26 protein-coding genes are annotated in these 22,570 nt (G+C 46.7%); 20 read left to right on the forward strand and 6 right to left on the reverse strand.

The window, feature by feature from the left end; genetic code table 11:
- Window positions 1–13: 13 nt before the first annotated feature.
- From KEF85_RS13480 to KEF85_RS13530, 11 genes are all read left to right on the forward strand, one after another.
- Window positions 14–580 carry a YqgE/AlgH family protein gene (locus KEF85_RS13480; RefSeq protein WP_215581399.1) on the forward strand — a complete coding sequence of 189 codons (567 nt, stop codon included), beginning with the start codon at window positions 14–16 and terminating at the stop codon, window positions 578–580.
- Complete coding sequence (gene ruvX, locus KEF85_RS13485; RefSeq protein WP_215581401.1) at window positions 573–1,025, forward strand: Holliday junction resolvase RuvX; 453 nt, start codon at window positions 573–575, stop codon at window positions 1,023–1,025. The genes KEF85_RS13480 and ruvX overlap by 8 nt, the downstream gene beginning before the upstream one ends.
- A gap of 5 nt (window positions 1,026–1,030) precedes the next feature.
- A complete protein-coding gene (gene pyrR / locus KEF85_RS13490; RefSeq protein WP_215581403.1) occupies window positions 1,031–1,549 on the forward strand; it encodes a bifunctional pyr operon transcriptional regulator/uracil phosphoribosyltransferase PyrR in 519 nt (172 codons plus the stop codon).
- A 2-nt stretch (window positions 1,550–1,551) separates the two neighbouring features.
- Window positions 1,552–2,520 (forward strand): aspartate carbamoyltransferase catalytic subunit, encoded by a 969-nt coding sequence (locus KEF85_RS13495; protein ID WP_215581405.1) that lies wholly within the window; start codon window positions 1,552–1,554, stop codon window positions 2,518–2,520.
- The gene (locus KEF85_RS13500) at window positions 2,517–3,803 is read left to right on the forward strand and encodes a dihydroorotase (RefSeq protein ID WP_215581407.1); all 1,287 of its coding nucleotides are present in this window, start codon (window positions 2,517–2,519) and stop codon (window positions 3,801–3,803) included. The genes KEF85_RS13495 and KEF85_RS13500 overlap by 4 nt, the downstream gene beginning before the upstream one ends.
- Window positions 3,800–4,102, forward strand: a complete 303-nt coding sequence (locus tag KEF85_RS13505) for a c-type cytochrome (RefSeq protein ID WP_215581409.1) — start codon at window positions 3,800–3,802, stop codon at window positions 4,100–4,102. Before KEF85_RS13500 ends, KEF85_RS13505 begins: the two co-directional genes overlap by 4 nt.
- Window positions 4,103–4,105: 3 nt before the next feature.
- Entirely contained in the window at window positions 4,106–4,810 is a 705-nt protein-coding gene (locus KEF85_RS13510; RefSeq protein ID WP_215581412.1) for an LOG family protein, read from the forward strand.
- A 185-nt stretch (window positions 4,811–4,995) separates the two neighbouring features.
- A complete protein-coding gene (gene zwf / locus KEF85_RS13515) occupies window positions 4,996–6,462 on the forward strand; it encodes a glucose-6-phosphate dehydrogenase (RefSeq protein WP_215581414.1) in 1,467 nt (488 codons plus the stop codon).
- Window positions 6,463–6,491: 29 nt separating this feature from the next.
- A complete protein-coding gene (gene pgl, locus KEF85_RS13520; protein WP_215581416.1) occupies window positions 6,492–7,202 on the forward strand; it encodes a 6-phosphogluconolactonase in 711 nt (236 codons plus the stop codon).
- A 176-nt stretch (window positions 7,203–7,378) separates the two neighbouring features.
- Window positions 7,379–9,199: a phosphogluconate dehydratase gene (edd, locus tag KEF85_RS13525; RefSeq protein WP_215581419.1), complete on the forward strand. Its 1,821-nt coding sequence runs from the start codon at window positions 7,379–7,381 to the stop codon at window positions 9,197–9,199.
- Window positions 9,200–9,217: 18 nt separating this feature from the next.
- The gene (locus KEF85_RS13530) at window positions 9,218–9,847 is read left to right on the forward strand and encodes a bifunctional 4-hydroxy-2-oxoglutarate aldolase/2-dehydro-3-deoxy-phosphogluconate aldolase (RefSeq protein ID WP_215581421.1); all 630 of its coding nucleotides are present in this window, start codon (window positions 9,218–9,220) and stop codon (window positions 9,845–9,847) included.
- A gap of 120 nt (window positions 9,848–9,967) precedes the next feature.
- On the opposite strand, the gene KEF85_RS13535 is transcribed toward KEF85_RS13530, so the two are convergent.
- Genes KEF85_RS13535 through lexA form a run of 3 tightly spaced genes read right to left on the reverse strand, consistent with a single transcriptional unit; the run spans window position 9,968 to window position 11,113 of the window.
- Window positions 9,968–10,291 carry a YqfO family protein gene (locus KEF85_RS13535; protein ID WP_215581423.1) on the reverse strand — a complete coding sequence of 108 codons (324 nt, stop codon included), beginning with the start codon at window positions 10,289–10,291 and terminating at the stop codon, window positions 9,968–9,970.
- A 30-nt stretch (window positions 10,292–10,321) separates the two neighbouring features.
- Entirely contained in the window at window positions 10,322–10,474 is a 153-nt protein-coding gene (locus KEF85_RS13540; RefSeq protein ID WP_215585236.1) for a hypothetical protein, read from the reverse strand.
- A gap of 12 nt (window positions 10,475–10,486) precedes the next feature.
- Window positions 10,487–11,113, reverse strand: coding sequence for a transcriptional repressor LexA (gene lexA / locus KEF85_RS13545; RefSeq protein WP_215581425.1), 627 nt, complete (start codon window positions 11,111–11,113; stop codon window positions 10,487–10,489).
- A gap of 317 nt (window positions 11,114–11,430) precedes the next feature.
- On the opposite strand from lexA, the gene KEF85_RS13550 reads away from it, so the two are divergent.
- A complete protein-coding gene (locus tag KEF85_RS13550) occupies window positions 11,431–12,135 on the forward strand; it encodes a hypothetical protein (protein ID WP_215581427.1) in 705 nt (234 codons plus the stop codon).
- A 96-nt stretch (window positions 12,136–12,231) separates the two neighbouring features.
- Here KEF85_RS13550 and KEF85_RS13555 read toward each other — a convergent pair whose 3' ends face one another.
- Window positions 12,232–14,508, reverse strand: coding sequence for a Tex family protein (locus KEF85_RS13555; RefSeq protein WP_215581429.1), 2,277 nt, complete (start codon window positions 14,506–14,508; stop codon window positions 12,232–12,234).
- A 211-nt stretch (window positions 14,509–14,719) separates the two neighbouring features.
- Window positions 14,720–14,917, reverse strand: coding sequence for a hypothetical protein (locus KEF85_RS13560; protein ID WP_215581431.1), 198 nt, complete (start codon window positions 14,915–14,917; stop codon window positions 14,720–14,722).
- Window positions 14,918–15,399: 482 nt separating this feature from the next.
- Here KEF85_RS13560 and nrdR point away from each other — a divergent pair, with 482 nt between their 5' ends.
- From nrdR to KEF85_RS13600, 8 genes are read left to right on the forward strand one after another with little or no spacing between them, the layout of a single operon-like run.
- A complete protein-coding gene (nrdR, locus tag KEF85_RS13565; protein ID WP_215585175.1) occupies window positions 15,400–15,858 on the forward strand; it encodes a transcriptional regulator NrdR in 459 nt (152 codons plus the stop codon).
- Window positions 15,848–16,942, forward strand: coding sequence for a bifunctional diaminohydroxyphosphoribosylaminopyrimidine deaminase/5-amino-6-(5-phosphoribosylamino)uracil reductase RibD (gene ribD, locus KEF85_RS13570; RefSeq protein ID WP_215581433.1), 1,095 nt, complete (start codon window positions 15,848–15,850; stop codon window positions 16,940–16,942). Before nrdR ends, ribD begins: the two co-directional genes overlap by 11 nt.
- A 5-nt stretch (window positions 16,943–16,947) precedes the next feature.
- Window positions 16,948–17,604 carry a riboflavin synthase gene (locus KEF85_RS13575; RefSeq protein WP_215581435.1) on the forward strand — a complete coding sequence of 219 codons (657 nt, stop codon included), beginning with the start codon at window positions 16,948–16,950 and terminating at the stop codon, window positions 17,602–17,604.
- Window positions 17,601–18,719, forward strand: a complete 1,119-nt coding sequence (gene ribBA / locus KEF85_RS13580) for a bifunctional 3,4-dihydroxy-2-butanone-4-phosphate synthase/GTP cyclohydrolase II (protein WP_215581437.1) — start codon at window positions 17,601–17,603, stop codon at window positions 18,717–18,719. Before KEF85_RS13575 ends, ribBA begins: the two co-directional genes overlap by 4 nt.
- Window positions 18,720–18,771: 52 nt before the next feature.
- On the forward strand, window positions 18,772–19,248 hold the full coding sequence (gene ribH / locus KEF85_RS13585; protein ID WP_215581440.1) for a 6,7-dimethyl-8-ribityllumazine synthase: 477 nt from the start codon (window positions 18,772–18,774) through the stop codon (window positions 19,246–19,248).
- On the forward strand, window positions 19,248–19,691 hold the full coding sequence (gene nusB / locus KEF85_RS13590) for a transcription antitermination factor NusB (protein WP_215581442.1): 444 nt from the start codon (window positions 19,248–19,250) through the stop codon (window positions 19,689–19,691). The genes ribH and nusB overlap by 1 nt, the downstream gene beginning before the upstream one ends.
- Complete coding sequence (gene thiL / locus KEF85_RS13595) at window positions 19,691–20,626, forward strand: thiamine-phosphate kinase (RefSeq protein WP_215581444.1); 936 nt, start codon at window positions 19,691–19,693, stop codon at window positions 20,624–20,626. The genes nusB and thiL overlap by 1 nt, the downstream gene beginning before the upstream one ends.
- Window positions 20,610–21,107: a phosphatidylglycerophosphatase A family protein gene (locus KEF85_RS13600; protein WP_215581446.1), complete on the forward strand. Its 498-nt coding sequence runs from the start codon at window positions 20,610–20,612 to the stop codon at window positions 21,105–21,107. Before thiL ends, KEF85_RS13600 begins: the two co-directional genes overlap by 17 nt.
- A 154-nt stretch (window positions 21,108–21,261) precedes the next feature.
- Here KEF85_RS13600 and KEF85_RS13605 read toward each other — a convergent pair whose 3' ends face one another.
- Window positions 21,262–22,563: a DUF4340 domain-containing protein gene (locus KEF85_RS13605; protein WP_215581448.1), complete on the reverse strand. Its 1,302-nt coding sequence runs from the start codon at window positions 22,561–22,563 to the stop codon at window positions 21,262–21,264.
- Between the last annotated feature and the right edge of the window lie 7 nt (window positions 22,564–22,570).

The following is a 22,570-nucleotide window of genomic DNA, read 5'->3' on the forward strand; positions in this document are numbered from 1 at the left end:
ACTGGTATCAACTATGATCCAAACCACGTATTTAAATAATCAATTCCTGATTGCGATGCCGGGCTTGAACGATCCGCATTTTTTTCATACCGTTACCTATGTTTGCCAGCATAATGATGACGGCGCCCTGGGCATTGTCATCAATCGACCGACTAATATGAAACTCAGCGATATTTTTCGGCAAATGGGCATTAAAAGCGAATTAGCCTCCGTTCTAAATGCGCCCGTTTTTGCCGGTGGCCCTGTGCAACAGGAACGCGGCTTTGTAATACATCGCCCCTGCGAACAACACTGGGATTCTAGTATTTCCACCGCCGACAATATTACCTTGACCAGTTCTCGCGATGTATTGGAAGCCATTGCAGAAGGCAAGGGCCCTAGCCAATATTTGATCGCACTAGGCTATGCAGGCTGGGGCAGCGGCCAACTTGAGAAGGAAATGGTAGAAAATGCCTGGCTAAACACACCTAGCGGCGAAGCCATTATTTTTGATACCCCAATCAGCCAACGCTGGAATGCAGCTGCCGGCCAACTGGGCATAGACATTAATCGTTTAACCGCGCCGGCTGGTCATGGCTAAAATAGATCCCTTACGCACGAAACTAAGCAATGATGCTTATCTTGGTTTTGATTTTGGCAGTAAAAAAATCGGCGTTGCCGTTGGTTATGCCGCCACGGCAATTGCCAGTCCTTTGCAAACCATACGTTCCATAGGCCTGACTCCGGACTGGCAGATCATCAGTAAAGTCATCAATGAATGGCAACCTATCGGACTGGTCGTCGGCATTTCCCGGCAGCAAGACGGCAGCGACAACATAATCACCCCCAGAATGGAAAAATTCTGTCGTCAATTAAATGGCCGCTATAATTTGCCAGTATTTCAAATTGATGAATCCCTGACCACCTTTGCCGCCAAACAATTGTTATTTGATGACCTACAGGTAAGAGCTGATAAACTATGGGCTAAACAAGACCAAGTAGCCGCCCAGTTGATCCTGCAAAGCTGGTTTAATAAGCCTTCTTAAACACTATGCCGACACAAAACCTGAATATCAACAGCTTACTTGATGAACTTGAAGCTGCCATTCGCCTGCAAATCAATGACCGCCAATTGAAAAACCCAATCTTTATTGGTATTCATAGCGGTGGAGCCTGGGTAGCTGAACAAATTCATCAACGTATTGGCAGTCTTGAACCGCTAGGCTTGCTGGACATTACTTTTTATCGTGACGACTTCACCCAAATAGGCATGCACCCCAAAGTCAAACCCAGCCAATTGCCACCCCATCTGGAAGGCAGGGATATTATTCTAATCGACGATGTGTTTTACACCGGCCGCACCATACGCGCCGCACTAAACGAAATCTTTGATTATGGCAGACCCAATCAGGTGTTGTTGGCGGTTTTAATAGAACGTAACGGCAGACAAATTCCTTTACAACCTGATTGCTACGGCATTCGCATGTCTTTACCTGAAAACCAAAGAATTAAGCTTACTGGCCCAACACCGCTAGGCATACACATTGAAACTCTGACCTGCGCCGCCTGAATATGCATAGGCATCTACAATTAACTGAACAAGGCAAACTCAAGCATTTTTTAACTATCGACGGCTTAAGTCGGGAATTACTGACAGAAATACTGGATACCGCCGAATCTTTTGCTGATATGTCCGGCAAGCAGGTGAAAAAAGTGCCTTTACTCAGAGGCAAGACCATCATCAATCTGTTTTTTGAAAACAGCACCCGCACCCGTACCACCTTTGAGCTGGCCGCCACCCGTTTATCTGCTGATGTGCTGACCATGAATATCGCCACTTCATCAACATCTAAGGGTGAAAGCTTGCTGGATACCATCCGCAATCTGGAAGCCATGCATGTCGACATGTTTGTGGTGCGGCACGCGCTAAGCGGCGCGGCTCATTTTATTGCCCAACATGTGGCTCCTCATATCAGCGTGATCAATGCCGGTGATGGTCAGCACTCCCACCCCACCCAAGCAATGCTGGATATGTTTACCATACGCCAGCATAAAAAACAGTTTGCCGGACTGAAAATAGCCATTGTCGGAGACATCCTGCATTCTAGAGTAGCCCGCTCCCAGATTCTGGCCTTGAATACACTAGGCGTTGCGGAAGTCAGAGTGATTGCGCCCAAAACCTTGCTGCCCACTCAAGTACGCAGCATGGGAGTAATTGATCTACAGGATATGGCGGAAGGTTTACAGGATGTCGATGTCATTATTATGCTGCGACTACAGAAGGAACGTATGAATTCAGCTTTTCTACCTAGTGAAAGTGAATATTTCCGCTGCTTCGGACTTACTGAAGCTAAGCTCAAGTACGCTAAACCAGATGTGGTAGTCATGCATCCCGGCCCAATCAACCGTGGCGTGGAAATTGCGTCCAGCGTGGCAGACGGCCCTCACTCGGTCATTTTGCAACAAGTCAGCAACGGCATAGCAGTACGGATGGCTGTGATGTCCATGACCTTCCCGGCCCACGGAACCACAACGGCATGAACAGGATTTTAATCAGTAATGGCCGGATCATTGATCCGGCGAATCAGGTGGATGCGATAGGACCAGTCTGCATTGCCAACGGCGAAATCTTGTCTGTCTTAAGCATTCCGAACGATTTCCAGGCTGAACAGCATATTGATGCCCATGACCGCATAGTTTGCCCAGGCTTCATTGACTTGAGCGTTCGTTTGCGCGAACCCGGCCATACTCAGAAAGGCAATATAGCCAGTGAAAGCCGGGCCGCTGCCAGTGCAGGCATCACAAGCTTGTGCCTACCTCCTGACACCAAACCCTGCATCGACACCCCGGCAGTAGTTGAATACATCAAGGATAAAGCCGAAATTGCCGGTTATGCTAATCTGTACCCGATTGCAGCTTTGACCCAACGTTTGGCCGGCACCGAACTTAGTACCATGTTCGCCCTGAAACAATCAGGTTGCATTGCCGTCAGTAATGCCCGCGAACCCTTGGCAAATCTGCTGATCTTGCGCCGGGCTATGGAATATGCCAGCAGTCATAATCTTTTATTGATATACCACGCTAACGAAGCCTCTTTAAGCGGCAAAGGCTGCGCTCACGAAGGGGAAGTAGCCAGCCGTTACGGATTACCGGGTATTCCAGAAGCGGCGGAATCCATCGCCATTGCTCAGTGCCTGGAGTTGGCAGAATTGACCGGCTGCCGGGTTCATTTCAGCCAAATCAGTTGCCGACAATCCATTATTAAAATTCAGCAGGCTAAAAAATATGGTTTGCAAATCAGTGCAGATGTCGCCATTCATCAATTACATCTGACCGAAGACGATATGATTCCCTTTGACAGTGCTTATCATGTGATACCGCCCTTGCGCAGCAAAAATGATCGGAGCGCATTGCTAAGTAGCTTAATCAATGGTGTTTTGGATGCTGTGAGCTCCGATCATCAACCTCATGACTTAGACGCCAAGCTTGGGGCATTTCCAGAAACCGAACCGGGCGTGGCTGCATTGGAAACCTTGTTACCGCTAATGCTGGAACTGCAAAGACAAAATCGGCTTAGCCTGACTCAGGCAATTGCTTTGTTAACTCAAAACCCTGCTGCCATCCTGGGCTTACCCACCGGAGTATTGACACCCGGCGCCCCAGCTGATATTTGTATCTTTGATCCGCACCAAATCTGGCGGGTTGATGTACAGAATTGGCGTAGCGCTGGCCGAAACACCCCTTATTGGGGACAAAACCTAACAGGCCGAGTAACTCATACTCTGCAGGCTGGACGGTTGATTTACTGCCTGAACGACTTATGATTAAAGCCGTCAGGCTATTGGTTTTGCCGTTTTTTATCAGCGCATGTTCCCGTGACTACCAACCCGCCGATCACGCCAACGGCGAACAAATCTATCTGGAAGCCTGCAGCCAATGTCATCGAACCGCTGCAAATGCCAGTATTTTTCAGTTGCACGCCAAAAACACCAATGCAAATTATATATCGGAAAAAGTCCTACACGGCTCAGCATTCATGCCGTCATTTCCCAATATTACCGGGAACAATCTAGTACTTATCAGTGATTACGTGCTAGAACATAGTGAGATTGCAGACGAGTAAAGTATGTCAAATTTAAAAAGCCGGCGCGAACGTTCTAAAAACCATAGCATTATTGAAGATTTAAAAGGCGATCAATCCTGGCGAATTTTTCGGATTATCAGCGAATTTACCGAAGGCTTTGATGAACTCAGCGGCTTACCCGATGCTATTTCTATTTTTGGCTCAGCGCGACTTAACAGAGAGCATCCTTACTATCTGCAAACAGTGGAATTGGCTGAGGCGCTCAGCAAACACGATTTCGCCATTATCAGCGGCGGCGGTCCAGGCATTATGGAAGCAGCCAATAAAGGCGCACATCTGCAAAATCAGACTTCAGTTGGTTTGAACATTGAATTACCGACAGAGCAAAAGGCCAATCCTTACCAAAGTATTTCCCTAAATTTTCGCTATTTTTTTGTCCGTAAAGTCATGTTCGTGCGTTATTCAATGGGCTACGTCTGCATGCCTGGCGGGTTTGGCACTCTGGATGAATTTTTTGAGGCATTAACTCTAATGCAAACCCATAAGGTCTACCCTATTCCGCTGGTCTTGTTTGGTAGCGCTTTTTGGACTGGCCTGATTGAGTGGATGAAGACCAGAATGGTGGCGGACGGCACTATTTCGGCCGCTGAAATGGATCTGATTACCATTACCGATGATGTTGATGAAGTGGTAAATATCATGACCAAACACCGCATCTGGAAAAATAAACAGCGGAAAGCCACTTAAGTCCGGCTATCCGGGGTTAAATATTGCAAATATCCAGCTTATTTTCAATGCTGAGCTTGTTCATACCTGCTCTGAAACATTATAATACACTGGGAAATCTGGCGGCTTCTGCCTGAGCGCTTCCTCAATCCACGGCGTGTTTCAACATTGCCGGTCTATGCTGCGTAGCCACATTTAAGAACACAATGAGTAACAATACCTATAAACCCTGCGATTTTGTCATATATGGCGCATTAGGCGACTTATCCAAACGCAAGCTATTGATTTCACTATATCGCCTGGAAAAGCATAATCTTATCGAAGCCGACACCCGTATTATCGGGGTAGATAGACTTGCGGAAACCAGCCAGGGTTTTATTGATATTGCTTATAAAAGCTTACAATCTTTTTTAAACAATGAAATTGACGATAAGATTTGGGCACAATTTTCCCAACGCCTATCCTATTTGAAAATCGATCTTACTCAGGCCGCAGAATACCAGCAACTGCATTCAGTACTTGAACCTGAAAGCCGGGTAATGGTCAATTATCTGGCGGTAGCGCCCTTTCTGTTCAAAAGTATTTGCCAAGGCCTGCACAGTAGTGGCGTGATTAATTCCGAAACCCGTCTGGTCATGGAAAAACCCATCGGCCACGACCTTAAATCGTCAAAAGAAATCAATGACGTGGTCACCGAGGTTTTTAAAGAGGAGCAGGTTTACCGAATAGACCACTATCTAGGTAAAGAGACCGTGCTGAACTTATTAGCACTGCGCTTCGCGAATTCCATATTCACCACTAACTGGAATCACAACACCATAGATCATATCCAAATTACTGTTGGTGAAGATATCGGCATAGAAGGTCGCTGGGAATATTTTGATAAAACCGGGCAATTACGCGATATGCTGCAAAATCACTTGCTGCAAATCTTAACCTTCGTTGCTATGGAACCACCTGCCGATTTATCTGCTGAAAGCATACATAGTGAAAAAATCAAGGTATTGAAAGCGCTCAGACCCATTACTGCACGTAATGTAGAAGAAAAAACCGTCAGAGGCCAATACACCAGCGGCTATGTCAACGGTAAAGAAGTTCCTGGTTATCTGGAAGAGGTCGGCGCCAATGTTTCCAGTACCACCGAAACATTTGTCGCCATCCGGGTAGACATCGACAACTGGCGTTGGGCCGGCGTACCTTTTTACATGCGCACAGGCAAACGTACACCTAATAAACGCACTGAAATTGTTGTCAACTTTAAACAGTTGCCGCACAATATTTTTAAAGATAGCTTCCGCAATCTACCAGCCAACAAACTGGTGATTCACTTACAGCCGAATGAAGGCGTAGAAGTGATGATGCTTAACAAAGTCCCCGGCATAGACGGCAATATTAAATTGCAAAATACAAAATTGGACTTAAGCTTTTCGGAGACATTTAAAAACAACCGCATCTTTGGCGGCTATGAAAAACTGATTTTGGAAGCCTTACGCGGTAACCCAACTTTATTTTTAAGCCGCGAAGAAATTGAACAGGCCTGGATTTGGGTTGATTCAATCCTGTCGGCTTGGGCTAATAATCACACTGCACCAAAACCTTACCCGGCTGGAAGCTGGGGACCACTCGCTTCAGTAGCCTTGCTGGCCAGAGATGGCCGTGGTTGGGAAGAATAAATTCAGTTTTGATATTTGAGAAAACTACCATGCTTAGAGAATTTCACTTCGAGAATCGTAGTCATTTGTTGACCGCTTTGACTGCTGAATGTCAAGATATTCTATCGGAATCCATCAGCAAACACGGCAGCGCAACCTTACTCGTTTCTGGCGGCAGTACCCCGGCTCCACTTTACGAAGCTCTATCGAAAACAGAGCTGGCCTGGAAAAAAATAAAAGTTGCCCTTGTAGACGAACGCTGGGTAGACGCGCAACACATAGCCAGCAATGAAGCCTTAATTAAGCGTAGCTTGCTGATTAATAATGCCAAGGCGGCAACATTCGTGGGCATGAAAACTGCTGATCAACGCGCAAGCAAGGGCCAAAGTGAAACAGAAGGCCGATATCGCAGCTTGCCTCAACCGTTTACGGTGGCTATTGTCGGCATGGGCAATGACGGACATACTGCATCGTTGTTCCCGCATGCCACAGGTTTGCGTAATGCTTTAAATGCCGAAAGCGATCAACTTACCGCTGCCATTAACGCCAAAGCCAGTCCAGTCACAGGCCCTAATACAGAACGCATGTCGTTGACAGTGGCCGGCTTACTGAAATGTGAACGTTTGATTATTTTAATTACCGGTGAAGACAAACTGGAAGTTTTCGATCAAGCCATGAAACCGGGAGCAGTGGAAGACATGCCGATTCGCGCCCTGCTTAATCAGGAAAAAGTCCCGGTAGAAATGTATTGGGCACCTTAAGTCGATATTTGCTGCGATGATTCCAAACCGGAACGATAAGCTTACCAGATTTGTATGTTAAGTCTTATATTCTGTCACCGGCACAGATCATTGCGCAAATTTAACTAACTATTTGCAGCTTCGGGTATCAAGTCATTGCAAGTAGCCATCACATCTCTTCATTGCCCTGGAGTCTTATGCATCCTATTTTAGAATCAATCACCGCCGATGTAATAGCACGCAGCAGGGAAAGCCGCACAGCCTATTTAGATAGAGTAGCCGCCAGCATTGAATCCGGTCCTTATCGCGCCAAACTGGCTTGCGGTAATCTGGCCCACGGCTTTGCCGCCTGTGCCAGTAGTGAAAAAGACGACTTGGCACATGCTCAAAAAGCCAATATCGCCATCATTTCGGCTTATAACGACATGTTATCGGCCCATGAACCCTACAAAGACTACCCGGCATTAATCAAACAAGCCATTCATGAATCCGGTGGAGTCGCTCAATTCGCCGGAGGCGTACCGGCCATGTGTGACGGGGTCACTCAAGGTCAACCCGGCATGGAATTGTCCTTGTTCAGCCGCGATGTCATCGCCATGGCCACGGCCATCGGCCTCAGTCACAATATGTTTGATGGCGCATTATATTTAGGCGTATGCGATAAAATTGTACCAGGACTATTAATAGGGGCTCTCAGTTTCGGACACCTGCCCGCCGTTTTTGTACCTGCCGGCCCAATGCCTACCGGCCTGGCCAATAAAGAAAAAGTGCGGATTCGCCAGCTTTATGCCGAAGGCAAAGTTGGCCGCAAAGAATTACTGGAGTCTGAATCCCAGTCATATCATAGCCCAGGCACCTGCACATTTTATGGTACCGCCAACAGTAACCAGATGATGGTCGAGATTATGGGTTTGCATTTACCCGGCAGCTCTTTCATCAATCCTTACACACCGCTTAGAGATGAATTAACCAAAGCGGCAGCAAGACAAGTGCTGAAGTTTACCTCTCTGGCTGACGACTTCCGTCCCATAGGCCATGTGATAGATGAAAAAGCCATACTGAATGCCGTGATCGGCTTATTGGCCACTGGTGGCTCCACCAACCACACTTTACATTTAATTGCGATTGCCAGAGCTGCGGGAGTCATCATCAACTGGGACGATTTCCACAAACTCTCAAAAATCATCCCGTTGTTGACAAAAATTTACCCTAACGGTTCAGCTGATATCAATCAGTTTCAAGCCGCAGGCGGCATGAGTGTTTTGATTGCTGAATTGTTGGACAACGGTCTGTTGCATGGGGATGTGTTAACCATAGGTGATCAGCGTGGCTTGGCCCAATATAGCCAAGAACCAAAACTGCTGGACGGTGAACTGCAATGGCATCCCGGTCCGGATGGTTCTCAGGACCCAGGTATTATCAGCAGTGTCAAGCAACCCTTTGCTGCCGGCGGAGGTTTACATGTAATGCACGGCAATTTGGGGCGTGGTGTTTCAAAAATTTCTGCCGTTGCCGAACAACATCAAGTGGTAACGGCCCCTGCGGTGGTTTTTGACGACCAGGATGACGTGGTAGCCGCTTTCAAACGCGGAGAACTTGAAAAAGACTGTATCGTTGTATTACGTTTTCAAGGGCCAAAAGCCAATGGCATGCCTGAACTGCATAAATTGACACCTCCGCTGGGCGTTTTACAAGATAAAGGTTTCAAAGTAGCTCTAATTACTGATGGTCGCATGTCCGGAGCTTCCGGCAAAGTGCCCTCAGCCATACACATGTGCCCGGAATGTCTCGATGGCGGCCCGCTGGCAAAGGTTCAGGACGGTGACATCATTTCACTAAACACTCAAACCGGTGAAGTAAACGCACTGGTCGATGCTGCAGAATTTGCTGCGCGCATCCCGGTCGCTAACCATAGTACTGGCCACCATTTCGGTATGGGCCGAGAATTATTCGGCAGCTTCAGAGCTCACGCTTCATCAGCCGAAACAGGCGCATGCAACCTTTTTTTTAACGACTAACTCAGCTAGGAATTTAACATGACGGTATCCATTCAAGAAGTCATGACCACCTCACCAGTCATTCCGGTAATGGTCATCAATCAGCTGGATCAGGCTGTTCCTTTGGCGCGGGCACTTGTCGCCGGAGGCCTGAAAGTTCTGGAAATCACCTTACGCACCCCGGCAGCCCTGGAAGCAATACGCCAAATTAAGGCTGAAGTACCTGGCGCAATTGTAGGAGCCGGTACTATAATCAATCTGCAAACCCTAGATGCCGCACTGGAAGCAGGTTCAGAATTCCTGGTCAGCCCTGGTGTCACTGACAGTTTACTGACTGCAGCGCTTAACTCTGGAGTACCTATTCTACCTGGGGTAGTTACCCCTAGCGAAGTGATGCGTTTATTGGATCGCGGCGTTACCGCCATGAAATTTTTTCCTGCTGACGCAGCTGGTGGTATTCCCATGCTGAAATCCATAGGTGGTCCGTTGCCGCAAGTCACTTTTTGCCCAACCGGCGGGATTAACCCTAAAAATGCCCATGAATATTTGTCACTAAGCAATGTGGCATGTGTTGGCGGCTCCTGGATGGCACCGGCCAGTCTGGTTGATGCTGGCGATTGGGCAGAAATTACGCGCCGGGCAGCCGAAGCAACCGCCTTAAAACCATAAAGTCATACAGCAGTTATCCATATGTAATAACACCCCCACTAACAACTGATTGACTTGGCTTTCAAAACCCAAGCCCTACCCCAATTTTTCAAGGGGTAGGGAAATCAATGGCTGCCCCAACTAGCCAAAATCCCCACTACTCAGTATTTGGTAAACCTCATAAGCGGGCTGTTCGTAAGGATGAACATTTAATAAAACCTGCAAAACATTTTTTATTAAATGCTCGGCGCAAATCAGCTCGACCTTGTATTCACTGATTGTTTCCAAACGGCTGACACTGCCCAAAAATGGAGTGCTGCCGGGTAAAGGCCGAAACTGACCGGTACCCAAGACCTGCCAGCAGCATTGATCATAACCCTGGTATTGACCCGCACCAGCATCGAACAAGGCAGACTTGACTTGTTCAAGATGACTGGCCGGCACAAAAAATATCAATTTGTACATTAATGATCTGATGGCTTGCTAAACATAGAATCACGACAATATAGTCAGAAAAAACATTCCCCACAACACGACAACCAGGATAATTTCTTCGACCAAATTAAGCATCGCCTGTTTATTGGTTCGACTAATTCTGGCCAGTTGATTAGCTTTTTGATCGCGCATATGAACGGTATTGTATATCATGGTACTACTCCTCTAATGATGGATATAACTGCGCATTTGTCCGACTAATACACCCTGAATTTCCACTTGCTGTGGCTTGTAGCGCATGGCTTCCATTTTGGAATTAGCAGGAATCAGTAAGGTTTCATGCGGATATTGCTCGATAAATTTCAATGTGGCTTCGGCCTTATCCACCAAGGCCACCACAATTTCGCCGTTACGAGCGTGGCTGCGTTGTTCAATAATTACCCAATCGCCGTCAAAAATACCTTCTTCGACCATAGAGTCACCTTTGACTTTAAGCACGTAACAGGGATTTTCGGTTTTAATTTGTTCAGGAATTGTCATGTAAGTGATATTTTCAATCGCTTCAATAGGCATACCGGCAGCAATGACTCCAACAAAAGGCAGAGCGTTTGTATCGGCAGGAATAATCAAGGATTTTGCCCGGGCGGTTAAACGAATACCCCGCTGTTTGCGCTCAGATGGCTCAATATATTCCGCGTCGATCAAGGCCTTAATTTGGTGGTGCATAGAACCACGTGATTTCAAGCCCATCGCTGCACATAATTCGTCTAGGGTAGGTGGATGCAGAAAATCATCCTGACTATTCAACAGAAAATCCAGAATTTCTTTTTGTTTACGCGTCAATGTATGCATTTTTGTTTCCAATTTGTTCTTTAAAAGAATACCACAAGAACGCAATAAGAACAAATGTAGATCAAAAAAAATCAAGGCCAGTTTGTGAGCCCCAAAAACTTGAACTTCAGCTTAGCCGACAACCTCAACCAGCAACTGAAATCAAAACTGTTTAACTTGCCGAATTCGATAGGTGCATCAAAACTCCGTGATTCCAGTACAATATGCGCCACAATGGACAATGCAAGCGCCGCACTGGATTGCTACCGTTTATTGCATATTGAAACGAAAGCTACACTAGATGTAGCCAAATTATAAGAATTAAGAGGAGGCGTAAAATGAACTTTATAGAGATATTAGTGGTATTAATTATAATTGCCGCATTGTTTTATCAAATCAAACATAAATCGGCCAAAACTAAAGGCCAGCAAACTATCAGTCCTGCCCCGGCTATTGATCCAGAAATACCGACAAAAGCAACAACGCTGCAGACTGACTTGCTTGAATCCATTCCCAGCACTAAGACTCAACTGGAATCAACGTTCACAGCTAATCCTGACTGGATACCTGAAGACTCGGCTCTAAAACGGCATTACTTGAGCAACCGTGCCGCAGAAAAACTCGCCATCACCAACCCTTACCCGACAGATGCCAGTTTACGTCGGCATTATGAAAGTCAGTTAGCCAGTCAATTACCCCAAGTAACACCTGCAAACCAGATCGCTGCTTTAGACGATACCGCTGAAATCGGCCTGCACACTACAGCCAGCACCATCCAAATTGAGTCGGAGACAGCAGAAATAGCTGCTGAACCTTTGTCTAGCATATCAATATCCGCTGAACCCGAAACATCCACAACCTCCAGCCCAATTCCAAGCTTAAAAGCCACTATCCCGGAAGACTCTACCTTGAAACGGCACTTTCTAACTCAGTTGCAAGCCAGCATTAGCGCTCAGTTACCACCAAAGCCTAGTGACGCCACGCTCAAACGTCATTACGATGCGCTAGTTCAAGCTAAACTGGCCGAATATCTGCAACAATAACGATATCGCAAAATAAATTAGCAATCCCCCTTTTCAAAGGGGGACACAAACCATTAGGTTTTACTGGTCTTTTTCAGCAATCCTTGCCGACGACTGTTATTTGCCTAATGCCTTGGCAAAAGCATTCCGCAAAGTATTATCCAATTGCGGCTGTGACTTAACTTTCTGCACGTTTTTTGCCGGTTTTTCACTGCGCACAATTTCACTGCCATCAAGATTTTTCTTCATGCTCAAAGAAATTCGCTGCCGGGCAACATCAATCTCCAACACTCGTACTTTGACCATATCACCGGTTTTGACCACTACGCGCGGATCCTTGACAAAATCATCAGCCAGATGCGAAATATGTACCAAACCATCCTGATGTACTCCAATATCAACGAAAGCCCCAAAATTGGCTACGTTGGTCACCACCCCTTCCAGCAACATACCCGGCTGTAAATCGGTGATTTTTTCTATGCCGGCTTTGAATTGCACGCTCTTAAACTCAGGACGCGGATCCCGCCCCGGTTTTTCCAGTTCCTGCAATATATCGACAACCGTTGGCAAACCGAATTCACTGTTAATGTAGTTTGCTGGTTTTAGACTGCGCAAGAAGTGGCTCTGACCAATTAATTCCTGAATAGATTTGCCGGTATCATCCAAAATAGCATTCACGACCGGATAGGCCTCCGGATGAACAGCCGAAGCATCCAGCGGATTATCACCAACCATGATGCGCAAAAAACCAGCGGCCTGCTCATAAGCTTTTTCGCCAAAACGCGGCACCTTTTTCAACTGCTTGCGATTCAGAAATGGACCATTTACATTCCGGTAAGCCACAATATTTTCACTGATACTGCCGGACAAACCCGACACTTGTTTTAGCAGGGCTGCAGAAGCTGTGTTGACATCGACCCCAATAGCATTTACACAATCCTCAACCACGGTATCCAGCATCCGGGCCAATTGCAGTTGATTGACATCATGTTGATATTGACCAACCCCAATGGCTTTAGGCTCAATTTTTACTAATTCAGCCAAAGGATCCTGCAAGCGCCGAGCAATCGAAACCGCTCCGCGCAAGGAAACATCCAGTTCAGGAAACTCTTTGGCCGCCAGTTCCGATGCCGAGTAAACCGAAGCCCCAGCTTCAGATACGGTGACCTTATGAATTGCTAAATCAGTATGCAGCTTCATCAAATCACCAATCAATTGATCGGTCTCACGAGAACCGGTGCCATTACCTATACTGACTAAATCCACGCGATGCTGTTTTATCAATCCAACCAACACGGTAATCGATTGCTGCCACTGATTTTTTGGTGGATGAGGATAAATGGTATCGGTTGCCAATACTTTGCCGGTAGCATCAACTATAGCCACTTTTACGCCAGTACGGATACCGGGATCCAACCCCATCGTGGTTTTTGGACCCGCCGGAGCCGCCAGTAATAAATCGCGTAAATTGCCGGCAAACACTCTGATAGCTTCCTGTTCAGCCGCCTCACGTAACCGTAGCTTTAAATCCAAATCAATGCGGGTAAATAATTTTATTTTCCAGGCAAATCGGGCTGTCTCGGCCAGCCAGGCATCGGCTGGCCGATTAATATCAGCAACATTCAAATAGCGAGCCACAAATTGGGTACAAATTTGTTGTTCTTCCTGATCTTGTTCGCCCGCTTTTAAAGTCAAAGTCAGCAAATCTTCATTACGCCCTCGAAACAAAGCTAAGGCACGATGAGACGGAATCTTGCTGATTGCTTCACTGTAATCAAAATAATCTGTGAACTTGGCTGCCTCAGCGGTTTTGCCGCTGATTACCGTGGCATGGAGTATGCCTTTGCTCCAGATTCGTTCTCGCAACTCGCTCAACAATTCTGCAGCTTCACTTACTCGTTCCATAATTATCTGACGAGCGCCATCCAAGGCGGCAAGCACATCGACCACGCCTTTATCTGCATCAATATAAGCCAACGCAGCTTGTTCTGGTATCAAACTTCGATTTTCCAATAAGGCATCCGCCAATGGCTCCAATCCTGCTTCCCGGGCAATTTGGGCTTTGGTACGGCGCTTAGGCTTATAAGGTAAGTACAAATCCTCCAGCAGAGTTTTGGTATCTGCAGCAAGCAGGCTTTGTTCTAGTTCAGCGGAGAGCTTGCCCTGTTCGCGTATACTGTCAAGAATACTCTCGCGGCGCTGATTCAGCTCTCTTAAATACCCCAGACGCTGTTCCAGGTTACGCAACTGGGTATCATCTAAACCTCCGGTCACTTCTTTGCGGTAACGCGCAATAAACGGCACGGTTGCACCTTCATCAAGCAAAGCCACTGCGGCAGTAACTTGTTGAGGTCTGACAGAAAGTTCTTCGGCAATACGTAGAATGACATCCATTGTTTGCTGTGCTACTGAGTTGAAAACGTGCATTTTACCAGTACCAACATAAAAGACAGCAGGCAAAATCAAATGCAATTGACAGTAATGATACTGGATTGATATGCGATGTAACGGGAAACCGCTACGCCACAAATAAAAAAGCCATCGTCTGTGTTAACAGACGATGGCTAATATTGGATAAATTTATTATTATTCTTATTGCAAAAATTTATTTTGCTTGGCTTAATACATCATTATTGAAGTCTTTGTGTTTAGCCAAGGTTTGAGCTTCGCTAGAGATGTCGGTTTGTGCACTGTATTTCAAATGCTTGGTTTCATCAGCTTTCAGCCACAATACACCAGCAATGGCGACTACTGTAACGCCAATAACGACAGCCCAGGTATTATCTTTTTCTTGTTCAGCCATTTTTAAATCCTCTCTAAAGATTGTTGTAATAGCCCTTTACTAAGGGGCAACTCGAGTTGTATGTCGAAATTTAGAATTATTTTTAAGTCGACGGGGTATTTTTTACACCTAAATTTGTTTTGTGTCAAAACTTTATTTAAAAAAAAAATTGACCCCCCATTTTTACACTGCTCAGTAAAAACACTTTCACCTCCAATTATATGATAAAATTAAGTTTTTATTGAGATTGTCCATTTTTCAGCATTAACCAAAACCCCCCGATTCAGACTGTCATCAAAAACCAAAAATCGGTTGAATTTACGCATTTCCGATGCTTATCCTGATCTGCCTTAGAGCAAATTTTCTGTTGAATTCTCTCGGAGCTCCGTAATTAAACCTGTTTTCAGCCTGCTGAGGCTTAGTCAACGACCACCGGTACAATTTCAATAAACACTAATCTGTAATAGAATACGTGACCTTTGAACTCAGGTTTAACGATTACCATGCGTTGTCCGTTTTGCTCTGCACAAGATACCAGGGTCATAGACACCCGCTTGGCCGACGAAGGCGACCAAGTCAAACGTCGCCGGGAATGCTCAGCCTGCAAAGAGCGTTTCACTACCTTTGAAACTGTGGAATTAAGCTTGCCGCGCATTATTAAACGCAACGGCGACCGTCAGAGCTTTGATGAAAACAAACTGCGGGCTGGAATGCAACGCGCCCTAGAAAAACGCCCGGTCCAGGCCGATGCTGTAGAAGCTGCACTCAGCCGTATCAAGAAAACTTTGCAAGTCAAAGGTGACAGGGAAATTCCGGCGCTGGAATTGGGTGAACTGGTTATGAAAGAATTACGCGCCCTAGATCATGTGGCTTTTGTACGGTTTGCTTCAGTCTATCGCAGTTTTCAGGATGTCAGTGAATTTACCGAAATGATCGAAAACTTGCAAAAGCATGACGAATAGTGATGACGCCGGCTTCATGGCTCGAGCGCTAAATCTGGCAACTCAAGGCCAATACACCACTGACCCGAACCCTCATGTGGGCTGTGTGTTGGTAAAAAAGGGCGTTATTATTGCTGAAGGCTGGACCCAACGTGCCGGCCAAGCCCATGCCGAAATCCATGCTTTGAATAAAACTCATGATGCACGCGGTGCGACCGCTTACGTTACTCTGGAACCATGCAGCCATTATGGCCGAACCGGGCCATGCTGTGACGCACTAATAGACGCCGGTATCGGTCGGGTAGTGGTGGCCATGTCAGACCCTAATCCACTAGTCTCTGGTCAAGGTTTACAGAAATTACGCGCCGCCGGTATCAGCGTGGAACAAGGCTTATTGCAGCAGGAAGCAATGCAATTGAATCGTGGTTTTTTTAAACGTATGCAGCAGGGACTGCCGTGGATTACCAGCAAACTGGCAATGAGTATGGATGGCCGTACTGCCCTAGCCTCCGGTGAAAGCCGTTGGATTACCTCGGCACAATCCCGTCAGGATGTGCAGCGTTGGCGCGCCGCCAGCAGTGCAATTATCACGGGGATAGGTACTGTACTTCATGATGATCCACAACTGAACGCCCGCGTTGATTTTGATCTGGTGGAACCGGTAACAGTTGTACTGGATACGCATTTACGCATGCCCCTAACTGCAAAAATGCTGCAAAATCGAAGCGAAACCTGGTTATTTACCTGTAGCGACAACTTGCTCAAGCAGCGCCAATTGCAAGATGCAGGCTGTAAAATCTGGCAGGTAACTGCCGTTAACCAGCGCCCGAACTTACATGAAGTCTTTAAATTGTTAGCCGCCCAGCAAATCAATACGGCCTGGGTGGAAGCGGGGGCAACCCTTAATGGTGCGCTGCTGGAAAGCAATCTGGTTGATGAATGGCTGATCTATATGGCCACTTGCATTCTGGGTGATCAAGGTCGCGGCTTATTCCATCTGCCGGGCATACAAACCATGACACAGAAGAAACAACTGAATTTACTGAATATCCGCCAGATTGGTCCGGATTTACGTTTGACATTTACTTCGCAGACACCTACATAATCATTATGTTTACAGGCATTATTCTCTCAGTCGGCACTATTGCCGCCGTGCAGGCTCGCGGCGGGGATTATCGTCTAAAAATCTCCACAGGCAAACTATCCCTTGCCGAAGCCGGCTTAGGTGACAGCATTGCTGTTAACGGTGTATGTTTGACTGCCGTAGAACTGGGCGACCACCATTTTTGCGCCGATATTTCAAATGAAACACTGACACGAACGACGCTGGCAACCGCCAGCATCGGCAGAGCTGTGAATCTGGAACTGGCTTTAACCCCTAGCAGCCGACTGGGTGGTCATATTGTCAGCGGCCATGTGGACGGCATTGGTAAAGTCTTGGAAAAACAGGCAGATGGTCGTTCAATCCGGTTTAAATTTAAAGCACCAGATAATTTAGCCAAATACATAGCTGAAAAAGGTTCGATTTGCATAGACGGCATCAGCTTAACTGTCAATCAAGTGGAAGGCGCTTACTTTAGCGTCAACATTGTGCCGCATACCTTATTAGAAACCACATTGGGAACGACCAATGTCGGGACAGAGGTCAATCTGGAAGTCGATTTGTTGGCCCGTTATCTGGAGCGTTTAATGCAGGGTGACACAGCAGCAAAATATCAGGGCTCCATTACCGAGACCTTTTTACAAAACAGTGGCTTTATCAAATGAATAGCATAGAAGAAATCATTACCGATCTACGTCAGGGCAAAATGGTCATCATAATGGATGACGAGAGCCGCGAAAATGAAGGTGATCTGTTGATGGCCGCGACTTTCACCCGTCCTGAAGATGTCAACTTTATGGCCAAATACGGTCGAGGCTTGATTTGTCTAACCTTGACCCGCGAGCGTTGTCAACAATTACGTTTACCTTTGATGGTTAGCGACAATCAAACGCCTTATACCACCAATTTTACCGTTTCAATTGAAGCGGCACAGGGAGTGACAACAGGAATTTCCGCTGCCGACCGGGCGTTAACCATCCAATCTGCAGTATCAAAAAATGCTCAACCCAGTGATCTGGTGCAGCCTGGCCATATTTTTCCATTGATGGCCCAACCCGGCGGCGTGTTAAATCGGGCCGGCCATACTGAAGCGGGTTGCGATTTGGCACGACTGGCCGGAGTGGAACCAGCGGCAGTGATAGTCGAGATTCTGAATGACGACGGCAGCATGGCACGCCGGCCCGATTTGGAGCTATTTGCGGCACAACACGATTTAAAAATAGGCACTATTGCCGATCTGATTCATTACCGCATCCGTCACGAAAACACCCTGGAACGTATTAGTGAGTGCCACTATCCCACCGAGTTCGGCTTATTTAAACTATATGCCTATCAAGACCGGAATGACGATAATGTACATCTGGCCTTGGTAATGGGAGATGTGGCCGGCGACGACCCGGTTTTAGTCCGGGTACATGCCCGAAACTTGATTGATGACTTGTTTTTCTCGTTACGTAGCGATTGCATGGTGCCGATCCGTGAAGCACTGTGCAAAATTGCCGAGGCCGGACGCGGAGTATTGGTTATTGTTCGTAGTAATGAAAATAATAAAGCGCTGGTAGAACTGATACATCATTACCAAATGCAGGATAACGGCATTAGGGACGGTCAATCCGCCTACGAGGGGCCGGACTGGCGTACCACAGGCACCGGGTCGAGAATTCTGGCCGATCTGGGCGTCAGACGCTTAAAAGTAATGGGTACCCAAAAAAAATATATTGGTCTGTCGGGCTTTGACCTGGAAGTGGTCGAGCATGTCGAGGGATCATTTAAGCTGTAAAGCTGCACTTAACTACACCGTATCACACTAATCATTAAATTAAGGTAAAAATATGGCAACTGTCACTATTCTGGAAGGCAATCTATCTGCGCTAGGCGGCAAATTTTGCATTGTTTCTTCACGTTTCAACAGCTTCATCGTCGAGCAATTGGAAGCCGGTGCCATTGATGCATTGGTACGTCACGGGGCAGACCGAAACACCATTACCCTCGTCAAAGCCCCTGGGGCTTTCGAATTACCTAGTGTCGTACAACGAATTGCTGCGACTAAAAAATATGACGCGATTATTGCGTTAGGTGCTGTCATCCGTGGTGGCACTCCACATTTTGAATATGTGGCCGGCGAATGCGTAAAAGGTATCGCTCAGATTGCTTTACAATACGACATCCCAGTTAGTTTTGGGGTATTGACCGTAGACAGTATCGAACAAGCCATAGAGCGGGCAGGCACTAAAGCAGGTAATAAAGGTGCAGAAGCCGCACTATCGGCCATAGAAATGGTTAGCTTATTTAGAAATCTGGGCGTTTAATGAGTCAGGCAAAAACTAATGCAAGAAAGTGCGCGGTTCAGGCACTCTATCAATGGCAGATGAGCGGCGAGAGCTTGAGCCGTATTGAAATTTATTTTCAGGAAGAAGATCACCTGAAAGGTGCCCAAAAAAATTATTTTAATGAAATATTTCACGGTGTTCCAGCTCAGCTTGATGTGATAGATGCTGCACTAGCTGAATTTGTAGACCGGCCAGTGGAAAAAATCGATCCAGTGGAGCGTGCTATCTTGCGGGTAGGTGTTTATGAACTGATTAACCGGCTGGAAACACCCTATAAAGTCATCATCAATGAAGGCGTTAATCTGGCCAAGTTTTTTGGTGCGGAAGGTAGTCATAAATATATTAACGGCATCCTTGACAAGGTATCACAGAAACAACGCGCTGTGGAAATCGCTAGTAAACAGGCCCCATCTGCTCCTTAATGGCTATAGGCGAATTCGATTTAATCAAACGCTATTTTGAAGTACCGGCCATTCGGCACGCTTGTACTCAGCTCGGCATAGGTGATGACTGCGCCCTGTTAAACATCCCCAACGGTTATCAGTTGGCTGTGACCACCGACACCATGGTGGAACACGTACATTTCTTTGCCGATGTCGACCCTCAGCAATTAGGTCATAAATTGCTGGCGGTCAATTTAAGCGATCTGGCAGCTATGGGAGCAGAACCCATTGCAGTGACGCTAGCCATGAGTTTACCGCGTGTTGATGAACAATGGCTGGCGTCATTTTCCACAGGATTTAAGAATCTTGCCCGCCAATATCATCTGGATTTGATCGGCGGGGATACCACAGCCGGGCCATTGACTCTGACAGTACAAGCCTTGGGCCTGATCCCATCGGGCCAAGCCCTATTGCGGAGCACAGCCAAAATCGGTGATCTGATTTACTTAAGTGGCAACATCGGCAACGCTGGTTTAGGCCTAAAAATCCAGCAAGGTTATGTTTGCGCAAATCCTGAACAGCCGTTATACAGCCTCCATACCCCACAACCACGCATAGCGTTGGGACAAGCACTGCGTAATATCGCCAGCAGTTGTATTGATATTTCTGACGGGTTGGCCGCGGATTTAGGCCATATACTCCAAAAAAGTGCTGTGGGCGCCATTTTAGAGTGGGATAAACTACGTCTATCCGCAGAAGTGCGCCAATATATTTACGATACCGGTGACTGGCAGATGCCGTTGACTGCGGGTGATGACTATGAACTCTGCTTTACCGTGCCGCGCCAGCTTAAATCCCAATTAGATAACACCTGCGTCTGCATCGGTGAAATTCAAACCCAACCCGGTCTACGTCTGTTGCGCGATGGCCACCAGACACTTTTTCAGGTGAAAGGTTATGAACACTTTACTTAGAGACTATTACGGAAAAAGCCGACTCACTGCTTGGCAAATCCTGAAAAATCCGATGTTATTTCTGGCATTTGGCTTCGGCTCCGGTTTAAGCAGGTATATGCCCGGCACTTTCGGCACCATTGCCGCCATCCCGCTGTATCTGGCACTCCAGTATACGGATAGTCGGGTATACCTGCTAGTTACTATCTGCAGTGTGCTTGGCGGCATTTATATCTGCGAACAAGCTGCCAGAAAACTTCAGGTACATGATTTTGGTGGCATCGTCTGGGATGAAATCGCCGGACTTTTAATTACATTGACTGGCCTACCTTATTCCTGGCAAATGCTGCTGAGCGGATTTTGTTTGTTCAGACTGTTAGACATCTTTAAACCTTGGCCTATTAGTTGGCTGGATAAGAACATCAATGGTGGGCTGGGCATCATGCTGGATGATGTGGTTGCAGGATTGCTTGCAGCTGGGCTGTTACGAATTTGGTTCTAGCAAAGGATTAATTACAATAGGGTTAATTTGGTCATAGCTGATTTTTAAAAGGGAGCAGGGTATTTACTACCAGCGCTAAATCACCTACCCCCTTATCAAAAACCGATTAACAAAGAAATAACTGGAGATCATTCTCTTTCATAGAATCTACCCGTCACTCTTTGCCGGCAGAACTTTCCGGTACCGTTTTATTTACCGACAAATTTGCAGTTCCACTTGATCGACTACGGCCTGACTGTTGGCCGATATACGCTTTAGGCGCAGATTGTGGTTGTAGCAGATCATCAATAGTTCTATCCATAATACTGTATATAACAGGCGCAATCTGGAAATACCAGCTATCAAAACGCTTATTCAGGTTTGTAACTTCTGTGTTCAACGTCTCCAAGCGATGCAAACGATATTGTTCAGGATCGGCAACTGCATCCAGAATTTCGGTTACATCCCCAGTCGACTGCCTGGCAGCGCCAGCCTGAATTTTACTGGTGTTACCATCGATAAAATTAGCTTTGGCCCGACTGAGTTCAACACGAATGCTTTGTTCTGCCTTTTCAGTGTCCAATTTGGCCTGCAATTGCGCGTAATATTTACCGTTCTGCTGCCACGCTCCTACATCCACCACCAAGCCATCAACGGTTAGATAATGCGCTGTCATTAAGTGCGAAACATCCGGGTGTATCGATCCGGTACGAGATAACACATCCGCAAATATCAGATTGGACAGCCTAGCGGCTAAAGCGTTTAGCGATTCTGAGCCAAGTGCCACCCTACTTGGCGGCACATCAGCTAACTGGAAGTTGACATCACCTGTTTGTTGTTTGTACAGCCTTATGCTTTTTGCTCCAGCTTTACTTAACACTACTTCATAAATACGTTCACCGCCAAAATCAATCAGACTGCTATCCAGCCATTGCCAAGGATCCCGCTCAACAGAAATTTGACCTTGCACCAACCAGCTTTGCCGTGCGTCAGGGCGACGCACAAAAGTGCCATTGGAATGTGCGCTAATATGACCAATCAGCAATTCCGTCGGCTGCTCCAAACCTACCAGCTTAACCAATATCCCTTGCGCGTTTGCTGCTTTGATATCTTCCACCCCTAATTCGGCATAACGCGATTCACTCGTGGTTTTGGGTTCCAAAATTCGGGCATTAGCCAGCTCTAACAACAATTCACGCAATTTACTGACATTAGCCGGGTATGCAGCTTTTTCCCGCACAACCCAACCTTGTTGCGGCGTATTTTCCAGACTGATTAAAACTTGCTCATTTGCTCCTAAGATAATCACGGCGTTAACATCATTGACATGTTCGCCAAGTCCCGACAATACATTAGCCCCAATCTGTTCATTATTACTCGAAGATTGGCGAATATAACTGACAGACACTGCAACTGTGGCTATTAATAGCGTGACTATAGCCAACGTTTTCAGCACCTTGGCATTAAGTTCATACATAAGCAGT

It is taken from the genome of Methylomonas paludis (genome assembly GCF_018734325.1).
GTDB lineage: Bacteria > Pseudomonadota > Gammaproteobacteria > Methylococcales > Methylomonadaceae > Methylomonas > Methylomonas paludis.